Annotated in this window: 17 protein-coding genes and 1 riboswitch; of the genes, 12 read left to right on the forward strand and 5 right to left on the reverse strand. The window is 52.0% G+C overall.

Translation table 11 applies throughout. The features are described 5' to 3' along the window. Positions 1–459: 459 nt before the first annotated feature. Positions 460–756, forward strand: a complete 297-nt coding sequence (locus GNP95_RS11795; protein ID WP_155611061.1) for a HesB/YadR/YfhF family protein — start codon at positions 460–462, stop codon at positions 754–756. Between the two features lie 164 nt (positions 757–920). Here the strand turns inward: GNP95_RS11795 and GNP95_RS11800 are convergent, their stop codons facing one another. Next, complete coding sequence (locus GNP95_RS11800; RefSeq protein ID WP_155611062.1) at positions 921–1,439, reverse strand: ADP-heptose synthase; 519 nt, start codon at positions 1,437–1,439, stop codon at positions 921–923. A gap of 146 nt (positions 1,440–1,585) precedes the next feature. Between GNP95_RS11800 and GNP95_RS11805 the strand changes: the two genes are divergently transcribed. Both GNP95_RS11805 and GNP95_RS11810 read left to right on the forward strand, forming a co-directional pair. Next, the gene (locus GNP95_RS11805; protein ID WP_196427151.1) at positions 1,586–2,569 is read left to right on the forward strand and encodes a phosphotransferase family protein; all 984 of its coding nucleotides are present in this window, start codon (positions 1,586–1,588) and stop codon (positions 2,567–2,569) included. Between the two features lie 51 nt (positions 2,570–2,620). Then, a complete protein-coding gene (locus GNP95_RS11810; protein WP_155611064.1) occupies positions 2,621–4,369 on the forward strand; it encodes an ABC transporter ATP-binding protein in 1,749 nt (582 codons plus the stop codon). A 138-nt stretch (positions 4,370–4,507) separates the two neighbouring features. Here GNP95_RS11810 and GNP95_RS11815 read toward each other — a convergent pair whose 3' ends face one another. The 3 genes from GNP95_RS11815 to GNP95_RS11825 form a co-directional block, all read right to left on the reverse strand. Next, complete coding sequence (locus GNP95_RS11815) at positions 4,508–4,960, reverse strand: DUF441 domain-containing protein (RefSeq protein ID WP_155611065.1); 453 nt, start codon at positions 4,958–4,960, stop codon at positions 4,508–4,510. A gap of 2 nt (positions 4,961–4,962) precedes the next feature. Next, the gene (locus GNP95_RS11820; protein ID WP_155611066.1) at positions 4,963–5,949 is read right to left on the reverse strand and encodes a YpdA family putative bacillithiol disulfide reductase; all 987 of its coding nucleotides are present in this window, start codon (positions 5,947–5,949) and stop codon (positions 4,963–4,965) included. Between the two features lie 92 nt (positions 5,950–6,041). After that, positions 6,042–6,833 (reverse strand): alpha/beta hydrolase, encoded by a 792-nt coding sequence (locus GNP95_RS11825; protein ID WP_155611067.1) that lies wholly within the window; start codon positions 6,831–6,833, stop codon positions 6,042–6,044. 156 nt (positions 6,834–6,989) lie between these two features. Between GNP95_RS11825 and GNP95_RS11830 the strand changes: the two genes are divergently transcribed. Both GNP95_RS11830 and GNP95_RS25760 read left to right on the forward strand, forming a co-directional pair. Then, complete coding sequence (locus tag GNP95_RS11830) at positions 6,990–8,210, forward strand: MFS transporter (RefSeq protein ID WP_155611068.1); 1,221 nt, start codon at positions 6,990–6,992, stop codon at positions 8,208–8,210. A gap of 62 nt (positions 8,211–8,272) precedes the next feature. Continuing rightward, a complete protein-coding gene (locus GNP95_RS25760; protein WP_196427169.1) occupies positions 8,273–8,443 on the forward strand; it encodes a hypothetical protein in 171 nt (56 codons plus the stop codon). Positions 8,444–8,509: 66 nt separating this feature from the next. Here GNP95_RS25760 and GNP95_RS11835 read toward each other — a convergent pair whose 3' ends face one another. Next, positions 8,510–8,749, reverse strand: a complete 240-nt coding sequence (locus GNP95_RS11835; protein ID WP_155611069.1) for a hypothetical protein — start codon at positions 8,747–8,749, stop codon at positions 8,510–8,512. Positions 8,750–9,217: 468 nt separating this feature from the next. Here GNP95_RS11835 and GNP95_RS11840 point away from each other — a divergent pair, with 468 nt between their 5' ends. The 7 genes from GNP95_RS11840 to metE all read left to right on the forward strand — a co-directional run bounded on the left by GNP95_RS11840 (position 9,218) and on the right by metE (position 18,138). Then, the gene (locus tag GNP95_RS11840) at positions 9,218–10,054 is read left to right on the forward strand and encodes a hypothetical protein (RefSeq protein WP_155611070.1); all 837 of its coding nucleotides are present in this window, start codon (positions 9,218–9,220) and stop codon (positions 10,052–10,054) included. Positions 10,055–10,075: 21 nt separating this feature from the next. Next, the gene (locus tag GNP95_RS11845; RefSeq protein WP_155611071.1) at positions 10,076–10,270 is read left to right on the forward strand and encodes a hypothetical protein; all 195 of its coding nucleotides are present in this window, start codon (positions 10,076–10,078) and stop codon (positions 10,268–10,270) included. Between the two features lie 149 nt (positions 10,271–10,419). Continuing rightward, entirely contained in the window at positions 10,420–11,226 is an 807-nt protein-coding gene (locus GNP95_RS11850; RefSeq protein WP_155611072.1) for an SDR family oxidoreductase, read from the forward strand. A gap of 156 nt (positions 11,227–11,382) precedes the next feature. Beyond that, entirely contained in the window at positions 11,383–13,896 is a 2,514-nt protein-coding gene (hrpB, locus tag GNP95_RS11855) for an ATP-dependent helicase HrpB (RefSeq protein WP_155611073.1), read from the forward strand. Positions 13,897–14,207: 311 nt separating this feature from the next. Next, a complete protein-coding gene (locus GNP95_RS11860) occupies positions 14,208–14,849 on the forward strand; it encodes a response regulator (RefSeq protein ID WP_155611074.1) in 642 nt (213 codons plus the stop codon). A gap of 196 nt (positions 14,850–15,045) precedes the next feature. After that, positions 15,046–15,405 carry a helix-turn-helix transcriptional regulator gene (locus GNP95_RS11865; RefSeq protein ID WP_155611075.1) on the forward strand — a complete coding sequence of 120 codons (360 nt, stop codon included), beginning with the start codon at positions 15,046–15,048 and terminating at the stop codon, positions 15,403–15,405. A 96-nt stretch (positions 15,406–15,501) separates the two neighbouring features. After that, positions 15,502–15,698: riboswitch (cobalamin riboswitch) on the forward strand. 133 nt (positions 15,699–15,831) lie between these two features. Further along, positions 15,832–18,138: a 5-methyltetrahydropteroyltriglutamate--homocysteine S-methyltransferase gene (gene metE, locus GNP95_RS11870; RefSeq protein WP_155611076.1), complete on the forward strand. Its 2,307-nt coding sequence runs from the start codon at positions 15,832–15,834 to the stop codon at positions 18,136–18,138. Positions 18,139–18,255 lie beyond the last annotated feature (117 nt).

Genomic DNA, 18,255 nt, shown 5'->3' on the forward strand with positions numbered 1-18,255 from the left:
TTCCTCCTATCCCTTTTACAATGCAATATTTAAATTAATTCTTGAGGCAGCCCTACAGGCGACTCTATTGGAAACCGCAAAAAAGGCATATCGTCCGTAAACGATATGCCTTGAAGACCAATAACATATAACGCGTACGCTGCTATCACAAAGTGAAGCAACCGCAGCTGTATAGCATTGCCTATACCCGCTAGAAGACGACGGGGACAATTCGCGAATATAATCCAGTCCAGCCTGCAGGGATTGCTCCGGTATTCAGTTGTACCATGTGTCCGTTATGAAGTGCAGGAAAATGATTAACAATTAACACCGTGCTCACCCTTTCATAGTTTGGTAATTAATGCAAATGAGATCTCGTATGCTTGAGTTTAACACCGCTTTCTTGCCGCTGTCAATTTTTATTTTGGCAATTCCATCAGGATTGGTCTAAAATAAGGAGAAGATAGGAGGGGGATCGATATGATCAACGTTACAAAAGAAGCGGCCGGCTGGTTCAAAAACGAACTTGGCGTACAAGAGGGTCAGGCGATCCGCTTTTTTGCGAGATATAGTGCCGGAGGAACCATTCACCCGGGATTTGCGCTGGGCATCGGCATTGAAACCCCGGTCTCGCCGGGTGCTGTCTCTGAGGTGGAAGGGATTACGTTCTACATGGAAGACAAGGATTTGTGGTATTTGAAGGGATACAATTTGAACGTAACATATGACCAGAAGCATCATGATATCGAGTATGAGTACGAAACGGCCGAGGCATAAGATTAGCGGATTAGGATAGGCACGCAAATTGCCTTGGCGAGGAATCTAAAAGGATAAGAATAAGCCCTGAAGCGTGAGATAACGGCTTTTAGGGCACGAGCTGAAAGAGAATCAGCTGCTGGTTCCGACAAGAAAAGGCCCGTCTAACGGGCCTTCGCTTTGTATTACGGCTTATTATTCGTGAAAATGCTGTCTTCCATGGCGAATTCGAAATCCTGGATATCGAATACCTGAACGGGAACTTCCGCTTCGATGATGCGGCGAATCAGCTCCAGCTGATCCGTCAGGACTGGAGCGCCTTCACGCTGTGCAGTCAGCACGATTTCGGTCTCGATCGGATCGAGAAATTCCCCGTATTGCTCGTTATCGAGCGCGTTGACCACTGTCCATGAGACGTTCTCGCCAAGCAGGATGGAAGGGCTCTTGGCCCAGGGAATACTCAAGGCACGTTCAAGCTTTTTGCGGTTGAGCGGTTCTTCCAAATAAGCTATTAACTCATTGATTTTATTCTTAACATGCAAGTCATCGGCTGGATCATGCATGAGAGGTTCGGGACTACTCTGAAATTCGTACAGCTCCATGACGGTGGTGTAAGGTACAATATATTCTACTGGCGAGCCGGGCGCGAGTAACTCCCCATAAATGGCCACCATCACGGCTTCAATGACAAATCGACGTGACATGGTTATCCTCCTACAAACGGTTGCTGCTCTTGTCGACTGCCGCAAGCGATCGCCCATGGCAGGGACATATTACTAGGGAGTATATCACAACATGGATACAATTACAGCTTGATCGGCAAAAAATGAATGACGAATGGAGGAAGGTTATGCCTGAATCAGAGGAACTGCAGCGGAATGAAGGCTTATCTGAAAGCGCCCTTGCCTGGATTAGGGGGCAATGCGGAGGAAGCTGGAACATTCGTGCTATTCGCCCCCTGCTAGGGGGGATCTCGTCTGCCGTCTACGAGCTGGAATTGGAGAAGGACGGAGAGAGCGCTAAATGGGTGCTGCGCCAATATACGAACCGGGCCTGGCTTGAAGAAGAACCGGATCTCGTCGCGCATGAGTCGGCGGCGCTTCAAGCCGCATCAGAGTACGGGATTGCAGCGCCAAATGGGCTCGCCTCCGATTCTGATGGAAGGGGCTGCGGCATGCCTTCCGTCCTCATGTCGCACTTGCCGGGCGAGGTCGTACTTATGCCGGCAGACAGGGCAGGCTGGCTGCGCGGACTCGCCCAGGCGCTGGCCCATTTGCATCTTCAGGGAACGAGGACGTTTCCCTGGACTTATTTTTCATATATCGATCCGGCCCGCTTCAGCATTCCCGAATGGACGAGCAAACCTGACGTTTGGCGGGAAATCGCCCGAATCATTCAAGGACCGGAGCCAGCGTATACGCAACGGTTCATTCATCGCGATTATCATCCCGGCAACGTGCTGTGGGAGCATGGGCGGGTAACCGGCATCGTCGATTGGGTCAACGCCTGCTTGGGTCCGTCAGGAATCGACGTGGGGCATTGCCGGGTAAATTTGGCGCAGCTTCACGGGCCTGAGGCGGCAGACCAGTTCCTTGCAGCCTACCTAGAATACATGCGGGACGGGCAGGCAGCGGGATACGATCCATACTGGGATATGGTGACCTTGGCGTGTTACGTTTCAGATGGCCTGGAGGTTTACCGCGGTTGGATTGATCTTGGCATCACGCACCTGGACGAGGATTTGCTGGCCGAACGACTGGACGAATACGCGGAAGGTCTGCTGCAGAGACATTCGGCCAGCTTCACGGCTCGTGAATTAAGTAATATGGAATGACGGATCTCAAAATTCGTTTAGCATAACAGCAAAGAGGGATGTGCGCATCAGTTGAAACATTGGAAAGCTTATTTTACTTTTGTTAAACCGTATACGAAATGGATTCTGCTCACATTATTCATCGGCGTGCTGAAGTTCGGCATTCCGTCGATGCTGCCGCTGGTGCAGAAGTATGTCGTTGACGATATTTTGCTCAATAAATCGATGGAGCTTCAGGAGCAGGTCTCCCAGTTGATGGTCGTACTTGGAGCAACGCTGTTCCTCTTTGTCATCGTGCGCGGTCCGGTGGAGTATGCCCGGCAGTATTTCGCGCAAATGATCACGGCAAAAATTCTCTTCGATCTCCGCAATAGGCTGTACAGCCATTTGCAAAAACTCTCGCTCCGTTATTATCAGAACACGAAGGTGGGCGAGATCATCTCCCGGTTCATCAACGACGCGGAGCAAACCAAAAATATTGTTGAAGTCGGCATGATGAATGTGTGGCTGGACGCCTTCACGCTCGTCTTCGTCCTAGGGTTCATGTTCTATTTGGATCCGGTGCTGACCCTTGTATCTATCGCGATTTTTCCACTGTACGCGATCGCGGTCAAGGTGCTGTACAAGCAGCTGAAAAAATTGACCAAAGACCGCTCTGCAGCTCTCGCCGGCATCCAGGCGTATTTGCATGAGCGGATCCAAGGGATATCGGTCATTCGCAGTTTTGCTCTGGAACGGCATGATCAGGCCAAGCTGGAAGGCGTCAACGGGAATTATTTGAAAAAAGCGCTGGCCCACAGCCGCTGGAATGCCTGGACCTTCGCGATCATCAACACGATGACGGACATTGCTCCGCTGCTGGTCATCGGTTATGGAGGCTATCTGGTCATTCAGCAAAATTTGACGCTAGGTACATTTATCGCATTTTTCGGTTATCTTGATCGTCTTTATTCGCCATTGAAACGGCTGATTAACTCCTCGACTGTGCTGACCCAGGCTTCCGCATCCTGGGAACGGGTGCTGGAATTGCTCGAGGAGCCGTATGATATGGTTGATCAGCCGGATGCTCGTCCTCTCAAGGGAGGGAATCATGGCATAGCGTTCCGCAACGTCTGGTTCAAATATCATGAAAAGGACCCTTGGGTGCTTAGGGATATATCCCTCCGGATTCATCCGGGAGAGACGGTGGCGTTCGTTGGGATGAGCGGGGGAGGAAAATCGTCTCTTGTCGGTTTGATTCCAAGATTTTACGACATCCAAAAGGGAAGTTTGCTGGTAGGCGGCCGGGATGTGAAGGAGTGGACGATGGAGAGCCTGCGCAGCTCGATCGGCATGGTGCTGCAGGATAATTTTCTGTTTAGCGGCACCGTTCGCGAGAACATATTGTTTGGTAAGCCGGGCAGCAGTGAAGAGGAGGTTTACGAGGCGGCCAGGGCGGCGAATGCGCATGAATTTATTTTGGATTTGCCGAATGGCTACGACACGGAAGTCGGTGAGCGTGGCGTGAAGCTGTCCGGCGGGCAGAAGCAGCGTATTGCTATCGCGCGGGTGTTCTTGAAGGATCCGCCGATCTTAATTCTGGATGAAGCCACCTCGGCCCTGGATTTGGAATCAGAGCATCTCATCCAGCAGTCGCTTCAACAGCTCTCCAGAAGCCGGACGACCTTAATCGTTGCCCATCGCCTGTCCACGATCACTCATGCGGATCAAATTATCGTCATGAAGAACGGCAGTATCGCCGAACGGGGAACGCACGAAGAGCTGATGGACAAGGATGGGGTTTATACCCAGCTCTACAGTATTCAGAATTTGAATCCCTAGCGTGACTGGATAGGACTTATTCATTTTATTTATTTTGACTACAGAGTATTCGCAGTCAGTGTAAACATGCCAAAAGGCGTCCGTGAAGCAGAAGTAATGCTTCACGGGCGCCTTTTGCTACATGGGTTGGCTGAGCTGCTACAGCTTGCCGATAAAGAGCGATAAAATGCCAGCCGCGATCAGCGGGCCGACTGGAACCCCGCGAAAGAAGGCTACACCAAGCACCGTGCCGATGAGCAAGCCTGCAACGACTGTCGGCTGGCTGCCCATTAGCGCGGCTCCCCGTCCGCCTAGCCATGCGACAAGCATGCCTACGGCAATGGCCAGCAGGGACTTCCAATGGAAAAAGGAAGACCATATGACGGACAAGGGGATTTTGCCGCTCGCGACGGGGGTCATGACGCCGATTGTCAGAATGATGATGCCCACCGTCAAGCCGTATTTCTCCAGCCAGGGGAAGGTGGAATGCAGCTGCAGTACCCGGATCAGCAGCAGGAAAATCATCGCAACTGTAATCGGCAAGTTGCTGCTGAAAATACCTAGCGCGGCTAGAAATAGCAGAATAAGCGAGGTGACATCGACTTGGCTCATGGTCAAGCCTCTCCTGATCTGCCGGCTACGATGTGCTCGGCGATCAGCACGCCATGTTTGCGGCCGGTTTCGATGAATACCTCATTGGCGTTGCTTCCAGAGGCGATAACACCGGCAACATACAGTCCGGGCACGTTGCTCTCCATCGTTTCCGGGTCGAAGACCGGCTTATCCGCTTCGCCTGACATCTTAACGCCCGCCTGGAACAGCAGCTTTCGGTCCGGGTGAAAGCCGGTAAGGGCCAGCACGAAATCGTTCAAAATTTTCTCCCGGCCGAGCTCGGATTCGATAATGACATGATCTTGGGCAATATCGATAACCCGGGAAGATAGTCTTAGATCGATCTTTCCGCGGTTGACCATGCTTTCAAAAATCGGTCTTACCCATGGCTTGATCTGCTCTGAGATGCTATCCCGACGGTATACGATCGTTACCTGTGCTCCGACGCGAATCAATTCCAGCGCTGCATCGACTGCGGAATTGCTGCCACCGATGATCGCGACTTTCGTGCCCGTGTACGGATGCGCCTCCCGGAAATAGTGGGATACCTTATCCATTTCTTCGCCCGGGATGCCGAGCATGTTCGGATGATCAAAATAACCTGTGGATATAATGACGTTACGGGCTTGGTATTCCCACTTCTCGCCGCTCCGCGTGACTGAATGGACGGTAAAGCTGCCGTCCTCGTGACGGTGGATCGCCGTGGCTTCCTCGTAGGAAGCGATATGCAGATTATAGTGGCGGCTTACTCCGCGGTAATAGGCCAAAGCTTCATGGCGGAAGGGCTTATCGTTAGGCGTGCTGAAGGGAATATCCCCGATTTCCAGCAGTTCCGGCGTACTAAAAAATTGCATATGCGTCGGATAAGAATAAATGGAATGAACAAGAGAATGCTTCTCCAGTACGAGGACGTGAAGTCCCCGCCGCTGGCATTCTATGGCCGCCGAGAGTCCGCAAGGACCAGCACCGATGATAATTACGTCTTGCATGTGAGTCCTCCTAGTTCGTGAATGAAGTTTGCGTTGGCGCTAGCCGAAACAATACTATCCTACAGGAAATGCTCCTTAATATCCACCTGGAGTCAAGCCCTGTTTAGCGGCAGCCAGGCTAGAACATCCTGAATGCGCGCATCCCAGTAGGCCCAATCATGGTTTCCTGGACCTTCCTCGTAAGTTAAATCAAAGCCGGCATTCCTGCAAGCATCCCTGAAGCGAATGTTTTGCTCGTACAGGAAATCCTCGGTGCCACAGCATTGGTACAGCCGCGGGGCGGAAGCTGGGTCAACCGTTTTGAGCAGATATAATAAATCATTTTCTGTGCCTTTTGGGCCGGCAGGACCGAATACTTGCTCATAAAGCGACTGATTGTTATTCTCGATCGGGCGTCTCACTTCATCGATCCGGTTGACCGATACGTCCAAGGCGCCAGACAGGCTGGCGGCGGCTGAGAATGTGTCCGGCTTCCTCAAGGCTAGCTTGAAAGCGCCATAGCCGCCCATTGACAGACCGGCGACAAAGGTATCCTCGCGGCGCTGCGACAGGGGAAAAAAGGAACGGCATATATATGGAAGCTCTTCGCTGATGAAAGTCCAGTATCGTTTGCCGGCAGCCATATCTGTATAGAAGCTGACATCGACTTGAGGCATGATGACTGCAAGACCAAGCTCGGCAACATAACGTTCTATCGATGTCCGGCGCAGCCAGATCGAATCGTCATCCGATAGTCCATGCAGCAAATACAAAGCGGGAAAAGGACCGGATACTTCGCTGCCGCCCAATCCGATTTGCGCTTTGGCAGGCTGGGGTAAAATGACCGTCATGGAAGTGGAGAGGCCCAGTACCTCGGAGAAAAAACGGCATTGAATTAAAGCCATGGCATTAGCTCCTTTTACAATTGTTATCAGAGAAATTATAACATTACCCGGCAGAATTCAGGCAATCGAAATATGGGTAAAGTGGTACAATGGAGTTATTATGTTTACTGTACCAGGGAATTAGATATTTCAAGATGCAGAAGCAGAGGTGGTTACATGGAAGTCCCCTGGAGAAGAAATTTGGTTGTGCTTTGGCTCGGTGTGTTTTTTTGCAGTATGGCTTATTCCATGGTTATCCCCTTCATGTCCTTATTTATTGCCCATGATTTAGGCATTACCGATCACTTGACGATTTGGTCGGGCTTTACGTTTGGCATTACATTTCTGGCAAGCGCGTTAATCGCTCCCTTCTGGGGATCGCTATCTGACAAATATGGCCGGAAGCCGATGCTGCTGCGGGCGGGTTTTGCCCTCTGTCTAGTCTATGTACTGAATGCCTTCGTCAGAAATCCGTTCGAACTGGTCATCGTTCGTATTCTTACCGGTTTGCTCTCAGGTTATGTTCCGTCGGCGATCGCGCTGATTGCGACCAATACTCCGGAGAAGAAGGTAGGTTTTTGTCTTGGCATTATGTCAACAGCCGGCGCGGCGGGAGGGATTATCGGCCCGCTCGCGGGCGGAGCTCTAAGCAAATTCGTTGGCTATCGGGAATCCTTCCTTGCGGCTGGAGCCATCGTGCTTATTCCTACCTTGATCGCCTGGCTATTTGTCCGGGAATACAATTTTGACAAGAACAAAGCCCGCTCCCGTGTTATTGACGATTTGCGCTCTGCTGCCGAGAATCGTCCATTAATGCGGCATTTGACCGTCGTGCTCATCGTTACCGCCTCTGTAATGGTTCTTGAGCCGCTGCTATCGCTCTATGTGCTGCATTTGGGCTCTAGCGCTGCGGATGCTTCTTTCAGCTCGGGTATTATTTTCTCGGCGGTAGGGATCTCTACCGTAATCGCCGCTCCGGTATGGGCCAAAATCGGTGAACGGATCGGCTATCGGAATACGCTGATCATCGGCTTGGTTGGCGGAGGTCTCGGTAATGTTTTACAAGTGTTCTTTCACGATATTTTCGGGTTTGGAACGCTGCGTTTCATCTATGGATTGTTTTTCGCCGCCGTATTTCCCGCCCTCAATGCGCTGATCGTCCAAACGACGGAACCCGAATTCCGGGGCAGGGCGTTCAGTCTCAATCAATCCGCAGGGCAGCTCGGCAATATGATGGGGCCGATTGCTGGCGGAACGTTGGCGGGTTGGATAGCGATTCCCGCTGTGTTCGTGATGAATGGGATGCTGCTTGTCGCGACAGCAGTAGCGCTGAAGTTGAATATAGGGTCGAAGACTGGCCGCCCTGCAGGTACAAATTCATCCGTGGGCCATTATTAATTTGAGTTTAATCAGTTCTGATTGGGTTAAATAACCATTAAGGGCGGGTAAATATTTCCAAGATGCCGTATTGCCTGAATAAAGGGGAGGAGGATATGGCGATCGACCGGTTTATTCTGAAGAAACTGCAAAGCTGTACCTATCAGCCGATGAGGCAAAATTTGATTCGTTTGTTCCTGATACGCATAGAGAAAGCTTGGCATGAAGAAGAGGCCCAGAAGCCGGCGTGGTAACCGCCGCTGCTTCGGGCCTCTATTCTTCTATTCAACAAGAATCATAATTGGCTGTTGACGAAAATATTAATAGAGAGACAGCGCCAAGGAGTCATATTCGCTCTTGCTGTGCAATATGGCTTCCGAGCCTTCGATTTCAATACTGATCAGGGAATTCAGGCATTTCTTCAGCGCCCGTTTACCATGATTGAATTTGTTCTCCAGCGCGCTGGTCAGCAGCTTGAGAGTCCGCTGAATCGGCTGTTTGCTATCAACGTTGAAATATACTGGGATCTGATTATTCTGAAAGCTAATAAGTATTTTCATGTGAATCACCTCTTAATACAGTGGTTTCATAGTACATATTGTAAAGCAGAAAACTTAAAAACAGATTAAGAAAACATTATAATTCAATTAATCTTTGATGAGAAATATAGAAAAATGGAATGGCTGTTTTCTTTTTTTTCTATTTTAACTACGAAAAAGTGGCCGATAAAGTTTCAAAATAACGAAAAAGTTAAGCTGATTTTCCTATTTTTATGGGTATATTGCAATAGATTTCCAAATTATTCCGAGCATAAATGGTATAAATAGTGTTATGATAGGAATGAAGTTATTACAAAACTGTAAGGAGTGTTTCAAATTTTGGAAAAAAGGGTTAAATATATTGGCTAAAATTTTAGGTATGATCAAACCCTGAAAACATTCCTAGGTTAGTAGTACTGATTTCAATCGAGTTAGATAGAGAAAATAGGATTAACGAGTCATACCTGATATTGTTGAGGAGGTGGGCAGATGTTAATTGCGGATGCGTCCCAGAGTGAAATCGTAACACTGGAATCCAAAGAACTGATCTATTTAACCGATCTGCTCGGAGCAGACCGTCTGCTGGGGAAGGAAGGTCCATTTCGCGGCTTCTTGCTCAAGGAGATGGATGAGAATTGGGAGCATGTCCGGGAATCCTTAATTCAGAAAGGTTATCTAACGCCTCGGGGGAGCAAGGATATGCTGACCGTCCCGATGCATGTTATGTCAAGGCTGGTGGCGGCGTCCCTGGCTGATAAAGCTTGTTGGGTGAAATATCGCGCAGGAACCGAGACGTATGAACAATTTCTACATATTGCGGACGAATGCGTAGTCAAGGTGGAAAGATCAAAGGACAATCCGGCGCTGCATCAGCTGGATGAAATTAGCGAGGTCAGAAACGTATGCGGGAGCTTGGCCGGCAAAATGATGTGGAATGCGCATTGCCCGGGAGAGCTGCCTGCGCTTATGCTGTCCAGGCGGCAGTTTGCAGAAGTTATCCGGCAGCTCGATGATTTGGATATGGAGGATGTCATGGTAGAGCTGCTGAAGATCACAGATGATCAGGAGGGGGTCATTTCACTGGCCAATTGCCTGAAGACTCATGTGGCGCAAGGGGACATTCGTTTCTTTGCTTGGAATGGCGATCAGTGGGAATCGCAGCATGCGCAGTTTATCAACAATCATTCGATCAATTGGCTTTTCCGTTCCAGCACAAAGGCGGACGAAGACTGGCTTATTGCTACCCCGACGCAGAAGGACCAATTCCAGGAGATGCTGCTTCACTGGTTTAGGGAGCCCTGTGAGCAGGTTCAAGGAAGACAGTAGCCGACGTGAGGGAGGGAATTTGTGAGCAGGATCGATGATGAAATCATGGAACTCAGGGAGAGGGTCGCTCGTCTGGAGGAGCAGGTCAGGCAATATGAAGAAGCGCCTGCTCGAGGCAGTTATGTTCGGTGGTTTGTTACCGGCTTTCTCGTAGTGGTCGGACTGATGGCCGCAGGGCTCGTTTCCCTCGTCGTTATTCAATTTTTAGTTTGGTAAAAAATAAGTCGTTTTAAATCTATTTTGCTTGTCCAGTGGTTAAATCACCCCCTGTTTTGGGTAATCTTGAAACAGACGGCACGGCGGAACATACAGTGTAAGCCTGCCTCGACGAATGAATCCAAAATTCTGGTAGGAGTGTGACCTTTATGACGGAGAAGCAGGGTAATCGACTTCGTTTTCAAGGAAAAACCGCGATTGTTACGGGGGCCGGCTCCGGGATCGGCAAGGCAACCGCTATCAAGCTGGCGAAGGAAGGCGCAAAAGTCGCGCTGTTTGATTTAATAGATGACCGTACGCGCAGCACCGAGCACCAGATTAATGAAATCTATCGGGGGGTGTCGCGTTCGTTTGACGTCGACGTGTCGGATCCGGTGCGAATGGAGCAGGCCGTTAAGGAAGCGGCGGACCATTTCGGACGCATCGATATTGTATTTGCTAATGCCGGCATTAACGGCACACTGGCTCCCGTAGAAGAAATGACGTTCGAGGATTGGCAGCGTACGCTGGGAATCAATTTAAACGGGACGTTTCTAACCGTGAAGCATGCTGTTCCGTATTTAAAAAAGCAGGGCGGCGGCAGCATTATCATCACAAGCTCGATCAATGGGAACGACCGCTTCTCCGGATTCGGCATGTCGGCTTACAGCACGACGAAGGCTGGCCAGGTCGCCTTTGCCAAAATGCTTGCTTTAGAGCTTGCGAAGTTTAAAATCCGCGTCAATGTCATTTGTCCCGGCGCCATATCGACGAATATCGATTCTTCGTCAGAGGTCAGCGAAGAGCTGGAGGAGATTATTATTCCGGTGGAATACCCGGAAGGTTCGCAGCCGCTCGCGGACGGTCCGGGACAACCGGAGAACGTCGCGGACTTGGTGGCGTTTCTCGCCTCTGATGAATCCGTGCACATTACCGGCGCCCGCATCGTCATCGATGGGGCCGAATCCCTGCTGTAGTTTTAATTAATCCATATAGACATCGGCATTCACATGAACAAGGAAACCCCGTCCCGATTCGTACACCGACTCAGGCCGGGGTTTTGTGATGCTGTAGGACAAATGACGCCTGTATGGTAAAATGCTAACAGCACTTTGTACATGAAGGAGAAGAGAATGACAAGGCTTCCTATTGATGAGGTTATTCCGGAGCTTAAGGCCTGTTTGCAGTCCGCGGGGACGGCCATTCTGCTTGCGGAGCCGGGAGCAGGCAAGACGACCCGCACGCCGCTTGAACTGCTCCATGAGCCTTGGCTGGAGGATCAGGGCATCGTTATGCTGGAACCGCGGCGGCTTGCCGCCCGTTCGGCGGCGATTTATATGGCCGCGCAGCTTGGCGAGTCCGTTGGCCAGACGGTCGGTTACCGGACGAGAACTGACAGCAAAACATCGGGCCGGACAAGGATTACGGTTGTGACGGAAGGCATTCTGACGCGGATGCTGCAGCGCGACCCGGCCTTGATGGGGGTCGGGCTGATTATTTTTGATGAGTTCCATGAGCGGAATTTGCATGGCGACATCGGTCTCGCCTTAGCGCTGCAGAGCCGCGAACTGCTTCGGGACGATTTGCGGCTCTTGATTATGTCGGCAACGCTGGATCCCGGGCCGTTGGTCGGGCTGTTTGGCGGCGCGTCCGTCATCCGCAGCCAGGGGCGGGCGTACCCGGTGGAGACCAGGTACGCGGCAGGGCCATTAGGCCAAGCTCCCTTGGAGCAGACAGTGGCGCGAGCGGTGCGCAGCGCGCTTTGGCAGCACGATGGGAGCTTGCTCGTGTTTTTGCCCGGCGCACGGGAAATTCGCCGGGTGGAGCGGTCGCTGGCACCCGTCGTGCCAGGCGATGTGCTCTTGGCGCCGCTATACGGCGCGCTGCCTGCGGAGCAGCAGCAGCGGGCGATAGCGGCAGCGCCGCCGGGCAAGCGCAAGGTGGTGCTTGCCACATCGATCGCGGAGTCAAGCCTGACGATCGAGGGCGTGACGGTAGTCATTGACAGCGGCTTGCGGCGTACGGCGCTGTTCTCCCCGCGCACCGGCATGAGCCGGCTGGTCACCGTGCGCGCGGCCCGGGACTCCGCTGACCAGCGGCGGGGGCGGGCCGGGCGTATGGCGCCCGGCGTGTGCTACCGCCTCTGGAGCGAAGCGGAGGACCGGCTGCTGCCCGAGCGTACGGCGCCGGAGATGCTGGAGGCGGATCTGACGCCGCTCGCCTTGGAGCTGGCGGCCTGGGGGGCGGGCTCGCCGGAAGAGCTCGCCTGGCTTGATCCGCCGCCTGCGGCGCCTTACCGGCAGGCCGTGCGGCTGCTGCAGCAGCTCGGAGCGCTTGACGGCGAAGAGCGCATTACCGGGCATGGCCGCAGGATGGCCGAGCTTGGGCTGCATCCGCGTCTGGCTCATATGCTGCTGAAGGCGGCGGATTTGGGACTGGGCCGGCCGGCCTGCCGCCTGGCCGCGCTTCTGGAGGAGCGCGATTTGTTCAGAGGGGCGGCTGGAGCGGGTGAAGACAACGATATCCGCAGCCGACTGGCTCTGCTGATGGGGAAGGAAAGTTTGTCCCGGAGCACGGGGGTCCCGTTGCTTCAGGCGGAAGAACGCGATCTTCAGCGAGTGGCAGCCGTAAGCGTCCAATATGAGCGGAGGCTTGGGATCAAGGAATTAGCGCGAGCGGGAGAAGAACAATGGTTTGAGGCTTGCGGCCTGCTGGTGTCGTTTGCATATCCGGATCGGATCGCCAAACGCAGAGCTGACGGCAGATATTTGCTGCGCAGCGGCCGCGGCGCTGTCTTCGCCAGGAAGCAGCATCTTGGAGAATCTCCCTATCTAGCTGTTGCAGAAGTTGATGATGAAGGGACAGAGGGGCGGATTTTATTGGCTGCTCCCCTGGAACGGGATGACTTGACGCAGTATTACGGTGAGCATATCCAGGAAGAGAGACAGGCGGAATGGGATGAGGAAGCAGGGACCGTCCGCGTTCGTCTGCGGGAGACGCTAGGGGCGATTGTGCTTCGGGAACAGCCGGTTCAGCCTGTGGCCGAGGATTTTACGAAGGCGCTGCTGCATGCCGTATCAACGCATGGCGTGGAAATTCTGCCTTGGAACGACAAAGCTCGGCAGCTGCAGGCCCGCATCGGATTTCTTCGCAGGCTGAGCGAGCGCTGGCCGGATTTCTCCGACGAAGCTTTGGCGGAGTCTGCGGGAGTGTGGCTCGCGCCTTATATCGCCCATTTTCGCAAACGATCGGACTTGCAGTCCTTGTCCCTGGCGGCGATTTTTGATAATGAGCTGGGGTGGGAGCTGAAGCAGGAATTGAATGCACAGGCGCCAACGCATTTGACAGTACCCAGCGGCTCCCGAGTTCAGATCCATTATGACCAGGGAGAGCCATTTGCCGCAGTTCGTCTGCAGGAGCTATTCGGCATGATGGACACGCCTCGCATCGGCTACGGAAAGGTCGCGGTCATCATGCACCTGCTGTCACCAGCTAGGCGTCCCGTACAGGTTACGGCCGATTTGCGGAGTTTTTGGGACAACGCTTATTTCGAGGTGAAGAAGGATTTGAAGGGCCGCTACCCGAAGCATTATTGGCCGGATGACCCGCTTCAGGCGACGGCGACGAATCGAGTGCGCCCGAAATGAACCTCATGTATTTACGAAATATATGACTGGAAGCATGGAGCCTTGGGCAGCCATCCGCATGACGAACCGGATGCTCTCGGGCTCTATTTTTGTACCTTGTATTTTTGCCTCCTATTGGTTAATGGAATGTGCAGAATTTGGCTCATATCCACCCCCTCGACTCGGACCTGTTCGGAAATGGAATGAGGAACCCTGGTATTTGCCTTGCCGCAAAGCTTGCCAGGCTCAAGCCTATGGCGTATATTCGGTGAAGTACGCCAGCCAGCTTGAAAGCAAGCACAAGCAACATTATTTATGAAGGAGACTGGGCCATGAAGGTAAGAGTGTTAGTCGTTGACGATCACCCCCATGCCCGCGAGGCCATCGGTGAAATATTGTCGGACGACGACAGCTTTGAAATTATCGGGTATGCCGAGAATGGAGACGAAGCCCTGCTGCAGACAGAGCTGTGGATGCCCGATCTTATATTGATGGATATCCATATGCCGGGCAAAGACGGTTTGGAAACGACGAGGGAAATTAAGCTGAAATATCCTTACGTCAAAATTGTGCTGATCACCGTCTCCGATGATGCAGCTCACCTGTTTGAAGCGCTGAAGCAAGGAGCACAGGGCTATTTGCTGAAAAACCTGGAGCCGGGCACCTGGCTGCAATATTTGCGGGCGGTCGCCAGTGACGAAGCCCCGCTGTCCAGCGAGCTGGCTTTCCGGATTCTTCAGGAATTTCCGCTGTCGAAGAAAAATAACAGCGCCGATCATCCGCTTACGAGCCGGGAACGCGAGATTTTGGACTGGGTCGCCAAAGGGATGACCAACCGGGAAATCGCCAAGGAACTGCAAATTTCCGATCAGACTGTCAAAAACCATCTGAAAAACATTTTGCAAAAGCTGCATTTGGAAAATCGCGTGCAATTGACAAGATATGCTTTGGAGCAAGGATGGATCGAAAGTTAGCTCCTAATTATCAGATTTCACTATATGAAAAATTCACAATAGAAAATTCAAAAAAGCTATTTTGCTCCTATTTGCCAATCCTGCTTCTTTCTACGCTCTTAGTAACTAATCTATCGTAATAAAAGAGCTGTTAGACGGCTGTTGTGAATAATTCACAGCTGTTCTATACTTTGAAGAAAGAGCAGGAGGTGGAACGATGGCCTTTATGATTGCACAGCGGGCATATATCAAGCTCTATTTGATTTCGATGGTAGAGCAGCGAAGGGGCTACGGTTACCAGATGCTTGAAGAGTTGAAGGAAGAGTTCAAGCCGTTTGGCTATGTTCCTCAGCAGAGCGAAATATACCGGGCCCTTCATGAGCTCGTGCAGGAAGGGGTACTGTATCGCACGAAGCATCTGAAAGGGAATGATCCCAGCGTGGATTTCCAAGAAATCGTGCTCTATCATTTTACCGATGACGGACATGAGAAGGCCGAGCTGTACAAGAAGCAGGTTAAAGTCGATTTGGACCGCTGCATTGGTATGCTGAACAAGGCCGTTGCCGATAATTATTGAGTTATGTGCATAAATACTGCATATTTATTCTAGGACTAATCCGATTTGTATTGTATTATTTGTCAACATGAAGTAACATAAATTTTATATTCATAACCGAATATTGTGGGAACAGGTGCTTCAATCGCCGTCGATTGAAGCTTAAAAGGGAAGTCCGGTGCAATGCCGGCGCGGTCCCGCCACTGTAACAGAGGAGCTGGAAGCATGGATGCCACTGATGATGCGTCATTGGGAAGGCAGCTATCCAGTTATGATTCTGAAGCCAGGAGACCTGCCTGTTCTGTCAGCACTGCTGTACCTACGGGAGATAGGGAGGTGTTAAAGATTTGAGCCAGCGCGCAGTATGACGAGGGTCCTCTTTAGCCATTCCAGCTATAGGGGACCCTTTTTGTTATTGGAAGAACATACAATGGGGAGGAATTGTGAATGAGTCATACAGTAAAAAGCGGAAATTTAGGTTATCCGAGAATCGGCGGGCAACGGGAATGGAAAAAAGCGATTGAAGCCTATTGGGCTGGCAAACTGGACGAAAAGCAGCTGCACGGGCAATTGACGGAAATACGGCTTCATAATTTACGGCAGCAGCGGGATCAGGGGATCGAAATCATCCCTGTAGGCGATTTTACGTATTACGATCATGTCCTCGATATGGCTGCTATGTTCGGCCTTGTCCCGGAGCGGTTCTCCTATAGCGGCGGCGAAGTACCTCTGGACACGTATTATGCCATCGCCCGGGGAAATAAAGAAGCGCCGGCCAGTGAAATGACGAAATGGTTCAACACGAACTATCATTATATTGTCCCGGAGCTAGTCGGCAGAAAACCGCAGCTAACGATAAACCGTCCGCTGGTTGCCTACCGCGAAGCCAAGGAGAAACTGGGGATCGATGGAAGACCTGTGCTTATCGGGCTTTACTCCTTCCTCAAGCTATCGAAAGGGTTTAACGAAGCGACGGAGTGGGACCATTGGGTCGGGCAGCTGCTGCCGCTATACGTTCAAGTGCTTCAAGAGCTCTCCGCAGAAGGTGTAGCCTGGGTTCAAGTAGACGAGCCGTCTTTGGTGACCTCTGTGTCGGCCGAGGATATAACGCGGGTAAGAGCCATTTACGAAACAATTCAGCGCAAGGCCCCGCAAGTTTCCATTCTGCTGCAAACGTATTTCGAAGCAGTTGACCGTTATGAGGAGATCGTGTCTTTGCCTGTTGCCGGTATCGGACTTGACTTCATACACGGGTTAGACGGCAACCTGGCTGCGCTGCATAAATATGGATTCCCGGCGGGCAAGACGCTTGGAGCGGGCATTGTCGATGGACGCAATATTTGGCGCACGGACTTGTACCGCCAGAAGCAGCTGTTACTTGAAATCCTGGAAGCGGCTGCGGATTCCGAGATTATCGTGCAGCCGTCCTGCAGCCTTCTGCATGTGCCCGTGTCGGCTAAGCAGGAGCAGACGCTGGTACCAGTGCTTCGCGACGCTTTGTCCTTTGCCGAAGAGAAGCTGGATGAAGTCGCCGCATTGAGCGCTGCGGTGAGTACAGGCATTGACAGTGTGAAGGGGATATTCGAAAGCAATCGCATTGCTCTCGATAATCTGGCCAAGGACCCGGCCCGCAACCGGGCAAACGTAGCAGCCGCAGTAGAGAAAATCGCCTCTGAACCAGCTGCGAGGGGAAGCGAGTTCAACATTCGCCGCAAGAAACAGAAAGAGAAATGGCATTTGCCGCTGCTTCCCACGACGACGATCGGCAGCTTTCCGCAGACGGCAGAGGTTCGCTCAGCCCGTCAGAAATGGCGCAAAGGGGAATGGAGCCAGGAGCAATACGATTCCTTTATTAAGGAGCATATTCAACAGTGGATTTCCCTCCAGGAGGAAATTGGCATCGATGTGCTCGTACATGGTGAATTCGAACGTACGGATATGGTAGAATTCTTCGGCGAGAAGCTGCCGGGATTTGCCTTTACGAAGGGCGGCTGGGTTCAATCCTACGGAACGCGCTGCGTGAAGCCGCCGGTCATCTACGGGGATGTTGATTTCGACCAGCCGATGACCGTGAAGGAGACGGAATACGCGCAATCCCTGACGAACAAGCCGGTCAAGGGAATGCTGACCGGGCCGATTACGATTCTGAACTGGTCCTTCGTACGCAGTGATTTATCGCGTGAACAGGTCGCTTATCAAATCGCGCTGGCGTTGCGTAAAGAGGTAGAGGCATTGGAACGGGCAGGCATCGAGATGATTCAGGTCGACGAGCCTGCGCTGCGTGAAGGGCTGCCGTTGAAACGCGAAGACTGGGCGGAGTATTTGGACTGGTCCGTCAAGGCGTTCCGAGTCACGACGTCGACTGTGCGCGATACGACCCAAATCCATACCCATATGTGCTATTGCGAGTTCCACGACATTATCGATTCCATTCGTGCACTGGATGCGGATGTCATCTCTATTGAAACCTCGCGCAGCCATGGCGAGCTCGTTCATAGCTTCGAAGAGCATACGTACGATCTCGGCATCGGTTTAGGCGTATATGACATTCACAGTCCGCGAGTTCCGTCGGTTGAGGAGATGACCTCCATGATCGATCGCGCGCTGCAGGTGCTGGATCCCGAATTGTTCTGGATCAACCCGGACTGTGGCCTGAAGACGCGGGGAGTGGACGAGACCGTGAAATCATTGAAGAATATGGTGCTGGCCGCCAATCAATACCGCGCTAAGGAATCGCTGGTCGGCACCAAGTAATCCGCTGACTTTTATGTAAATATGGTAAATCATAAGACTGCCCTGAATAGGTTATAAAAGTAACCTGAGGGGTAGTCTTTTTGATTGCCTAAACATAGCAGTTACACTTATACTCTC

Origin of the sequence: Paenibacillus woosongensis (genome assembly GCF_009725165.1) — a bacterium.
Taxonomy (GTDB): Bacteria; Bacillota; Bacilli; order Paenibacillales; family Paenibacillaceae; genus Fontibacillus; species Fontibacillus woosongensis.

What these genes read in the sequence shown, in the direction of transcription:
- GNP95_RS11795 (WP_155611061.1), top strand. Translation starts at nt 460, where the DNA reads ATGATCAACGTTACAAAAGAAGCGGCCGGCTGGTTCAAAAACGAACTT.
- GNP95_RS11800 (WP_155611062.1), bottom strand. Translation starts at nt 1,439, where the DNA reads ATGTCACGTCGATTTGTCATTGAAGCCGTGATGGTGGCCATTTATGGG.
- GNP95_RS11805 (WP_196427151.1), top strand. Translation starts at nt 1,586, where the DNA reads ATGCCTGAATCAGAGGAACTGCAGCGGAATGAAGGCTTATCTGAAAGC.
- GNP95_RS11815 (WP_155611065.1), bottom strand. Translation starts at nt 4,960, where the DNA reads ATGAGCCAAGTCGATGTCACCTCGCTTATTCTGCTATTTCTAGCCGCG.
- GNP95_RS11820 (WP_155611066.1), bottom strand. Translation starts at nt 5,949, where the DNA reads ATGCAAGACGTAATTATCATCGGTGCTGGTCCTTGCGGACTCTCGGCG.
- GNP95_RS11825 (WP_155611067.1), bottom strand. Translation starts at nt 6,833, where the DNA reads ATGGCTTTAATTCAATGCCGTTTTTTCTCCGAGGTACTGGGCCTCTCC.
- GNP95_RS11830 (WP_155611068.1), top strand. Translation starts at nt 6,990, where the DNA reads ATGGAAGTCCCCTGGAGAAGAAATTTGGTTGTGCTTTGGCTCGGTGTG.
- GNP95_RS25760 (WP_196427169.1), top strand. Translation starts at nt 8,273, where the DNA reads ATGCCGTATTGCCTGAATAAAGGGGAGGAGGATATGGCGATCGACCGG.
- GNP95_RS11835 (WP_155611069.1), bottom strand. Translation starts at nt 8,749, where the DNA reads ATGAAAATACTTATTAGCTTTCAGAATAATCAGATCCCAGTATATTTC.
- GNP95_RS11840 (WP_155611070.1), top strand. Translation starts at nt 9,218, where the DNA reads ATGTTAATTGCGGATGCGTCCCAGAGTGAAATCGTAACACTGGAATCC.
- GNP95_RS11850 (WP_155611072.1), top strand. Translation starts at nt 10,420, where the DNA reads ATGACGGAGAAGCAGGGTAATCGACTTCGTTTTCAAGGAAAAACCGCG.
- hrpB (WP_155611073.1), top strand. Translation starts at nt 11,383, where the DNA reads ATGACAAGGCTTCCTATTGATGAGGTTATTCCGGAGCTTAAGGCCTGT.
- GNP95_RS11860 (WP_155611074.1), top strand. Translation starts at nt 14,208, where the DNA reads ATGAAGGTAAGAGTGTTAGTCGTTGACGATCACCCCCATGCCCGCGAG.
- GNP95_RS11865 (WP_155611075.1), top strand. Translation starts at nt 15,046, where the DNA reads ATGGCCTTTATGATTGCACAGCGGGCATATATCAAGCTCTATTTGATT.
- metE (WP_155611076.1), top strand. Translation starts at nt 15,832, where the DNA reads ATGAGTCATACAGTAAAAAGCGGAAATTTAGGTTATCCGAGAATCGGC.